This window comes from Stenotrophomonas sp. GL_111 (assembly GCF_057835245.1).
Genome location: NZ_CM174421.1, coordinates 407,062 through 415,000 on the forward strand (window position 1 = coordinate 407,062; position 7,939 = coordinate 415,000).

6 protein-coding genes and 1 rRNA gene (1 of these 7 cut by a window edge) are annotated in these 7,939 nt (G+C 65.4%); 5 read left to right on the top strand and 2 right to left on the bottom strand.

From position 1 onward, the window contains the following. Positions 1-20: 20 nt before the first annotated feature. The 3 genes from AC3IPM_RS01775 to AC3IPM_RS01785 all read left to right on the top strand — a co-directional run bounded on the left by AC3IPM_RS01775 (position 21) and on the right by AC3IPM_RS01785 (position 2,497). Complete coding sequence (locus AC3IPM_RS01775) at positions 21-821, top strand: exodeoxyribonuclease III (protein ID WP_489302215.1); 801 nt, start codon at positions 21-23, stop codon at positions 819-821. Continuing rightward, positions 818-2,188: an AmpG family muropeptide MFS transporter gene (locus tag AC3IPM_RS01780; RefSeq protein ID WP_489302216.1), complete on the top strand. Its 1,371-nt coding sequence runs from the start codon at positions 818-820 to the stop codon at positions 2,186-2,188. The genes AC3IPM_RS01775 and AC3IPM_RS01780 overlap by 4 nt, the downstream gene beginning before the upstream one ends. An 81-nt stretch (positions 2,189-2,269) precedes the next feature. Beyond that, positions 2,270-2,497 carry a hypothetical protein gene (locus AC3IPM_RS01785; RefSeq protein WP_489302217.1) on the top strand — a complete coding sequence of 76 codons (228 nt, stop codon included), beginning with the start codon at positions 2,270-2,272 and terminating at the stop codon, positions 2,495-2,497. Positions 2,498-2,630: 133 nt separating this feature from the next. Here AC3IPM_RS01785 and AC3IPM_RS01790 read toward each other — a convergent pair whose 3' ends face one another. Together AC3IPM_RS01790 and AC3IPM_RS01795 are read right to left on the bottom strand one after the other, a co-directional pair. Further along, positions 2,631-3,755, bottom strand: coding sequence for an anhydro-N-acetylmuramic acid kinase (locus AC3IPM_RS01790; protein ID WP_489302218.1), 1,125 nt, complete (start codon positions 3,753-3,755; stop codon positions 2,631-2,633). Positions 3,756-3,843: 88 nt separating this feature from the next. After that, positions 3,844-5,319 carry a M23 family metallopeptidase gene (locus tag AC3IPM_RS01795; protein ID WP_489302219.1) on the bottom strand — a complete coding sequence of 492 codons (1,476 nt, stop codon included), beginning with the start codon at positions 5,317-5,319 and terminating at the stop codon, positions 3,844-3,846. A gap of 168 nt (positions 5,320-5,487) precedes the next feature. Here AC3IPM_RS01795 and tyrS point away from each other — a divergent pair, with 168 nt between their 5' ends. Then, positions 5,488-6,699: a tyrosine--tRNA ligase gene (gene tyrS / locus AC3IPM_RS01800; RefSeq protein ID WP_489302220.1), complete on the top strand. Its 1,212-nt coding sequence runs from the start codon at positions 5,488-5,490 to the stop codon at positions 6,697-6,699. 576 nt (positions 6,700-7,275) lie between these two features. Beyond that, positions 7,276-7,939, top strand: a 16S ribosomal RNA gene (locus tag AC3IPM_RS01805); it runs 881 nt beyond the window's last position.

Here is a 7,939-nt window from a genome sequence, read left to right on the forward strand (position 1 = left end):
CGCTCCATACCCGGGTCAGCATGCGCATCATCAGTTTCAATGCCAACGGCATCCGTTCCGCCGCCACCAAAGGCTTCCTCGACTGGTTCCGCGCCCAGGACGCCGACGTCCTGTGCATCCAGGAAACCAAGGCCCAGGAAGACCAGCTGACCGACCCGATGTTCCGCCCGGACGGCCACCACTGCTTCTACCGCGACGCCATCACCAAGAAGGGCTACAGCGGCGTGGCCATCTACAGCAAGCGCAAGCCTGACGAGGTGATCACCTCGCTGGGCTGGGCCCCGTTCGACGATGAAGGCCGCTACATCGAGGCCCGCTACGGCAACCTCAGCGTGGTCTCCTTCTATATCCCCTCGGGCAGCTCGGGCGATCTGCGCCAGGGTTTCAAGTTCGAGGTGATGGAGTGGCTGCGCCCGATCCTGGCGCAATGGGCCGCCAGCGGCCGCGACTACGTGCTGTGTGGCGACTGGAACATCGTGCGCTCTGCACTGGACATCAAGAACTGGAAATCCAACCAGAAGAACTCCGGCTGCCTGCCGCCCGAGCGCGATTGGCTCAACGGCCAGTGCGCCGACGCCGACCAGGCGCTGGATGTGGGCACCGGCCAGGGCTGGACCGACGCCTACCGCCTGCTGCACCCGCAGGGCGAGGACTACACCTGGTGGAGCAACCGCGGTGCGGCCCGCGCCAACAACGTGGGCTGGCGTATTGACTACCAGTTCGTCAGCCCCGGCCTGCGCGAGCGCCTGCGCAGCTGCTCGATCTACCGCGATGAGCGCTTCTCCGACCATGCCCCGTTCACGGTGGACTACGCCCCATGACCGAAGCGGTCGTCAAGCCGCGTCGCCCGTGGCAGCGGGTGCTGGCCAACCTGCGCCAGCGCAAGGTGCTGGCCATGCTGCTGCTGGGCTTCAGTTCCGGCCTGCCGATCTACCTGGTCGGCAACACGCTCGGCTTCTGGATGCGCAAGGAAGGCATCGAACTGACCACCATCGGCTTCCTGTCGTGGGTGGGTCTGGCCTACTCGATGAAGTTCCTGTGGGCCCCGCTGGTGGACAAGGTCAACGCGCCGTTGCTGGGGCGTTTCGGCCGTCGCCGCGGCTGGATGCTGTTGTCCCAGCTGGTGGTGGCCGTGGCGCTGGTGGGCATGGCGCTGGTCCAGCCCAAGGGCGGCCATTTCGTCTTCCTTGGCATTGCCTGGGAACACCTGGTGGTGTTCGGGGTCATGGCCACCGTGGTGGCCTTCGCCTCGGCGACCCAGGACATCGTGATCGATGCCTGGCGCATCGAGATCGCCGAGAACAGTGAACAGCTCGGCCTGCTGACCTCCTCGGCCGCGCTGGGCTATCGCACCGCGCTGCTGGTCACCGATGCGCTGATCCTGCTGATCGCCGCGCGGGTGGGCTGGCAGATCTCCTACGAAATCATGGCCGGCCTGATGGCGCTCGGCGTGGTGGCCGTGGTGATGGCCAGGGAGCCGGCGCGCGCGCAGCTGGCCGTGCAGACCCAGGCGGCCCCGCTGTGGACGCCACGCGGCCTGTTCGATGCACTGGTGGGTCCGTTCGTGGCCTTCGTGCGCGAGCACCGCAGCGGCGCGATCCTGATCCTGCTGGCGATCAGCGTCTACCGTATGGCCGATTTCATCATGGGCCCGATGGCCAACCCGTTCTACGTGGACCTGGGCCTGGCCGAAGAGACCGTTGGCGCGGTGCGCGGCTCGGTCGGGCTGGTGGCCACCTTCATCGGCATTGCCGCGGCAGGTCTGGTGTCGGTGCGGTGGGGCGTGCTTGCCACGCTGCTGGTCGGCGCGGTGCTTGGCCCGGCGTCCAACCTCGCCTTTGCCTGGCTGGCCTATGTCGGCCCGGACCCGACCAGCTTCGCCATCGCCATGGCCATCGACAACATTTCCGGCGGCTTCGCCGGTACCGCGTTGATCGCCTACATGTCCAGCCTGACCAGCATCGGCTACACCGCCACCCAGTACGCCTTGCTGAGTTCGTTCTACGCCATGCCGGGCAAGGCGTTGAAGGGGCTCTCCGGCTGGGCGGTGCAATCGTTGGCCCAGGGCCGCACCCTGCTGGAAGGGTATGCGCTGTTCTTCACCGGCACCGCATTGATCGGCATCCCGGTGGTGATCCTGTGTGCACTGCTGATCCGTCAGCAGCGTCGCCGCGCCCCGGCAGCCTGACCCAGGTTGCCCGCCGCGCCCCGCTGCGCCATGATCAAGCCCGTTGTGCCGTGGGGGCGGTGCTTGCCAACGGGGAGAACAATGGTCGATCTGCTGCTGCGGGATCTGGACCCGCACTTGAACGAACGTATCCGGCGCGTGGCGGTTGCCCGCGGCTGGACGCGCGAACATACCTGCGTGGTGCTGCTCGAACAGGGCCTGTTCGCCAGCGAGCTGGAAGTCCACAGCGGCTTCAAGAACCCGGAAGTGGACGCGCTGGCCGATGCCATCGCCGCCCTGCAGGCCTTGCCTGATGCGCAGGGCGTGTAGCGGGTTGCCGAGCATGGCTCGGCACTACCCGGGCACACGCGGCATCGTCGGCACGCACGGGATCCCCGGTACACGCGGCATCGTCCGCACGCACGGGATCCCCGTGTAGAGCCGAGCCATGCTCGGCTGCGCCTCAAGCCAGGTGGATCGCCCCAAGAATGCGCGGCCCCCGCGCCCCGCTGACACTGGGCAGGTTGCCCGGCAGCCCATCCAGCGTGCGCTGGGCCAACCAGGCAAAGCCCATCGCTTCCATATAGTCCGGGTCCAGCCCATGCACCGCACTGGATTCGATCACCACGCCCGGCAGCCGCGCGCCCAGCCGCCGCAGCAACTGCGGGTTGCGCACCCCACCGCCGCAGACCAGCACCCGCTTCGCCCCCGGCAGGTGCGCCAGCAGCGCATCAGCCACCGTGGCGGCGCTGAGCTCCAGCAGCGTGGCCTGCACATCGGCCGCCGACAGCTGGCCATCACCCAGTGCCGCCTGCGCCCAGTCCAGATGGAACTGTTCGCGGCCGGTACTCTTCGGCGGCGGCAGCGCGAACCACGGATCGGCCAGCCAGCGCCGCAGCAGGGCCTCGTCGTACTGCCCGCTGGCGGCGAAGGCGCCGTCGGCATCGAACGGCTGGCCGCGATGGCGCAGGCACCACGCATCCAGCAGCGCATTGGCCGGGCCGGTATCAAAACCACGCGGCACGCCCTCGCGCGGAATCAGGGTCAGGTTGGCGATGCCGCCCAGGTTGAGGATCGCGCGGTCTTCATCGGCGGTGCCCAGCATCGCCAGGTGGAACGCCGGCATCAGCGGCGCGCCGTGCCCGCCAGCGGCCACATCGCGACGGCGGAAGTCGGCCACCGTGGTGATCCCGGTCGCTTCGGCAATCCGGTTCGCATCGCCCAGCTGCATCGTGAACGCCGGGTCGCCCAACGGCCGGTGGCGCACGGTCTGCCCGTGCGAACCGATCGCACGCACCTGTGCGCGGTCCACGCCGCTGGCCCGCAGCAGTTCCTGGGCGGCCTCGGCGAAGGTCAGGCCGATGCGGGCGTCGATCCGGCCCAGGGCGTCCAGCGAGGCGATGTCGCCGCCTTCGCCCAGGGCGATCAGCTCGGCACGCAGCGCCGGTTCCCACGCATGGGTGTGGCCGTGCACGAACCGGCAGCCGCCCTCGGCGGGAAACTGCACCAGCGCGGCATCGATGCCATCGGCGCTGGTGCCGGACATCAGGCCCAGGTAGAGCGGGAGTTGCGGGTCAACAGCAGTCATGGCCACGGCGTCCAACGGAGTGCGCCCAGCTTCCGCGCAACCCGTTGCCGCCGTCAATGCGCGCGTGGCCGCGCGCTGTAACCGGTGATCAGCCGCGGTTGCGCTTGGCCGGCTTGGCCACGCTGGCGGTCTGCGGCTGTGCCTGGGTGTCGCCCGGGGCCACTTGCGGGGCCGGGCTGGCCTCGGCGTAGATCAGCTTTTCCATGCCCTGGATGCGCGCCAGCGCCGGCGCGGTCTGCGCGCGGAAGGCGGCCAGCTCAGCGCCACGCAACGGCTCCGGCGGCGGCATCGTCACCGACAACGGATTGCGGTGCACGCCGTTGACGCGGAATTCGTAGTGCAGATGCGGGCCGGTGGCCAGGCCGGTCGACCCGACATAGCCGATCACCGTGCCCTGCGCCACGCGCTGGCCGGTCTTGATCGCGCCGAAGCGCGACATGTGCCCGTACAGCGTGGTGTGGCCGCGGCCGTGGTCCAGGATCACCACGTTGCCATAGCCGCGCTGGACCCCGGCGAACTGCACGCGGGCATCGCCGGCGGCCATGATCGGGGTGCCGGTGCGCGCGGCGTAGTCCACGCCCTTGTGCATGCGCATCTTGCCCAGCACCGGGTGCTTGCGAGCACCGAAGCTGGAGCTCAGGCGCGCGAACGGGATCGGCATGCGGATGAAGCTCTTCTTCAGCGGGCGCCCGCTGACGTCGAAGTACTCGGACTTGCCGTTGCGGTCGAAGCGGAAGCCGCTGTAGGTCTTGCCGCCCGAGGTGAAGGTGGCCGCCAGGATCTTGCTGGTGTCCACCTTCTCGCCTTCGCGCCAGGTCTCATCGAGCACCACGCTGAAGCGGTCGCCCGGCTGCAGGTCCTTGGAGAAGTCGATGTCGTACTTGAAGATCTCGTCGGTCATCGTGGCGATCGCCGACGGCGACAGCCCGGCCTTGCGTGCGGCGGCATACAGCGAACTGGTGATCTCGCCGCTGGCCACCACCCGGCGCATCGAGGACTCGCGCTTGATCACCTTCTCGCTGATGGTGTCGTCCTTCAACGACAGCTCCACGCGGTTGTCGGCATCGCGGTCGAAGCGGATCGTGCGCAGGTTGCCCGACAGCGGCAGGTCGAAGGCGATCTCCGCGCCGGGGCGCAGCTTGGTCAGCGCCTCGCGTGCGCCAGGGTGCTCCAGCACCTGGTGCATCACCGTGGCCGGAATGCCGGCCTCGTCGAACAGGTTGCTCAGGGTCTGCCCGCGCTGCACCCGCAGCACCTGCCAGCTGTCGCCGGGTACCTGGCGCTGGCGTTCCTGGGACAGCGGCGGCAACGGCAGCGCCAGCGTCGAATGGTCCAGCGAGTAGGGCGGGTCGATGGTGTGCGAGAAGCCCGGCACGATCGTGGCCACCAGCGCACCGATGGTGACGAACAGGCTGGCGTGCATCCAGTGCCGGTGCGTCCAGCGCTGGTTGAAAGCGGCAGGAAGATGCTGTTTGAGCTTCCGATGCAGGGCGGTGTCGTGGAGGACGTGGAGACGTTCCTTGAAGCGCTGCTTGCGCGCGCGGCCTTGATCGGAATTGAGCATCGTCGGTCTGTTCCTGGCTGGCCCGGGAGCGCGGGCCCAAACGTCGGTAACATAGACAGGTATAAATACCGCGTCAAACCCTTGTGCCTATTGGCTTTTGTGAAGCGCATGCGGTTAACTTGTACTTAACGTCATTCATGTAAATAAGGCATTGCCGGGAGTTGCACCGTGTCGTCCATTGAAGAAGCCATCGCCCTGATTGGTCGCGGCGCCGACGAAATCCTCAAGTCCGAGGAGCTGCGTCAGCGCCTGGAAAGCGGCCGCCCGCTGCGGGTCAAGGCCGGCTTCGACCCCACCGCCCCGGACCTGCATCTGGGCCACACCGTGCTGCTGAACAAGCTGCGCCAGTTCCAGGACCTCGGCCACCAGGTCATCTTTCTGATCGGCGACTTCACCGGCATGATCGGTGACCCCTCGGGCAAGAACGTCACCCGCAAGCCGCTCAGCAAGGACGACGTGCTGGCCAACGCGCGTACCTATGAAGAGCAGGTCTTCAAGGTGCTGGACCGCGACAAGACCGAAGTGCGCTTCAATTCGGAGTGGTTCGGCAAGATGGGCGCGGCCGACATGATCCGCCTGGCCGGCCAGCACACCGTGGCGCGCATGCTCGAGCGCGACGATTTCGCCAAGCGCTATGCCGCCCAGCAGTCGATCGCCCTGCATGAGTTCCTGTACCCGCTGGTGCAGGGCTACGACTCGGTCGCCCTGGAGGCGGACGTCGAACTCGGCGGTACCGACCAGAAGTTCAACCTGCTGATGGGCCGTGGCCTGCAGGAGCACTACGGCCAGAAGCCGCAGATCGTGCTGACCATGCCGCTGCTGGAAGGCCTGGACGGCGTGGCCAAGATGTCCAAGTCGCTCAACAACTACATTGGTATCAGCGAGCCGGCCATCGACATGGTCACCAAGACCATGAAGATCGGCGACGACCTGATGTGGCGCTGGATCGAGCTGCTCTCCTTTGATATCAGCCAGGCCGAGGCGATCAGCCTGCGCCAGCAGGTCGAAGCCGGCGGCCTGAACCCGCGTGAGGTGAAGCTGCGCCTGGCCCGTGAGCTGACCACGCGCTTCCATGATGCTGCCGCGGCCGAGCTGGCCATTGCCGGTTGGAATGCGGCGGTCACCGGGCAGGGCGATGTGACCCTGCTGCCGCTGCAGGAAGTGGTGATCCCGGCCGAAGGCCTGCGGATCGGCGCCCTGCTGACTACCGCCGGGCTCACTCCGAGCAATTCGGAGGCATCACGCAAGCTTAAAGAGCGTGCGGTGAAGGTCGATGGCGAGGTGGTGGACGACGCCCAGCAGGTGTTCGTGCCCGGTTTCGAGGGCCTGCTGCAGGTTGGCAAGCGCAACTTCGCCCGCGTGTTGCTGGTCGCCGCCTAAGCGCCACAAGGGTTTCCGGCCGACCAGGGTCGGCCGGACCTGAATGGGAGGCCCGGGGCGTGAAAAAAACTGTCTTGCCCCCTTCACAAATGCCCCCGATGGGCACATACTTCACCTCCCCCGACGCAGGGGTCGCCGCAAGGCGCCAACCGCGAAGGATCAGGAAGCCAACTACTTCGAAAGAAGGTGTTGACGGAAACGAAAAGCCTGACATAATAGGCGGCTCGCAACGACGAAATGATCTCCGGATCGGAACGACGAAGCGGCATCGGTAACAACGGTTCACTACGGTGAAGCGGCCTTGAAAAAAGGTGTTGACGAAGCAGATAAGCCGGCTATAATGGGCGGCTCGCAACGACGGAAACGTCGGGGTACACGGAGGAAGGCGCTGAGGCCGACTCCCAAGTTCTTTGACAGTATGCGCAGGTATCTTGTGAAGGCGCCTGCAGGAAGGATGTATGTCCATCTTGCAGACGTTTGATCAAGCAACATATCAATTGTTTTAAAGCAAGCGAAACGTTGCCAGCGGTCAAGCATCTGCAGCTTTAAATTTTTAGTCTTCGGACTATGCGTTTTTAAGTGAAGAGTTTGATCCTGGCTCAGAGTGAACGCTGGCGGTAGGCCTAACACATGCAAGTCGAACGGCAGCACAGGAGAGCTTGCTCTCTGGGTGGCGAGTGGCGGACGGGTGAGGAATACATCGGAATCTACCTTTTCGTGGGGGATAACGTAGGGAAACTTACGCTAATACCGCATACGACCTTCGGGTGAAAGCAGGGGACCTTCGGGCCTTGCGCGGATAGATGAGCCGATGTCGGATTAGCTAGTTGGCGGGGTAAAGGCCCACCAAGGCGACGATCCGTAGCTGGTCTGAGAGGATGATCAGCCACACTGGAACTGAGACACGGTCCAGACTCCTACGGGAGGCAGCAGTGGGGAATATTGGACAATGGGCGCAAGCCTGATCCAGCCATACCGCGTGGGTGAAGAAGGCCTTCGGGTTGTAAAGCCCTTTTGTTGGGAAAGAAAAGCAGTCGATTAATACTCGGTTGTTCTGACGGTACCCAAAGAATAAGCACCGGCTAACTTCGTGCCAGCAGCCGCGGTAATACGAAGGGTGCAAGCGTTACTCGGAATTACTGGGCGTAAAGCGTGCGTAGGTGGTTGTTTAAGTCTGTTGTGAAAGCCCTGGGCTCAACCTGGGAATTGCAGTGGATACTGGGCGACTAGAGTGTGGTAG

What these genes read in the sequence shown, in the direction of transcription:
- AC3IPM_RS01785 (WP_489302217.1), top strand. Translation starts at nt 2,270, where the DNA reads ATGGTCGATCTGCTGCTGCGGGATCTGGACCCGCACTTGAACGAACGT.
- AC3IPM_RS01780 (WP_489302216.1), top strand. Translation starts at nt 818, where the DNA reads ATGACCGAAGCGGTCGTCAAGCCGCGTCGCCCGTGGCAGCGGGTGCTG.
- AC3IPM_RS01795 (WP_489302219.1), bottom strand. Translation starts at nt 5,319, where the DNA reads ATGCTCAATTCCGATCAAGGCCGCGCGCGCAAGCAGCGCTTCAAGGAA.
- AC3IPM_RS01790 (WP_489302218.1), bottom strand. Translation starts at nt 3,755, where the DNA reads ATGACTGCTGTTGACCCGCAACTCCCGCTCTACCTGGGCCTGATGTCC.
- AC3IPM_RS01775 (WP_489302215.1), top strand. Translation starts at nt 21, where the DNA reads ATGCGCATCATCAGTTTCAATGCCAACGGCATCCGTTCCGCCGCCACC.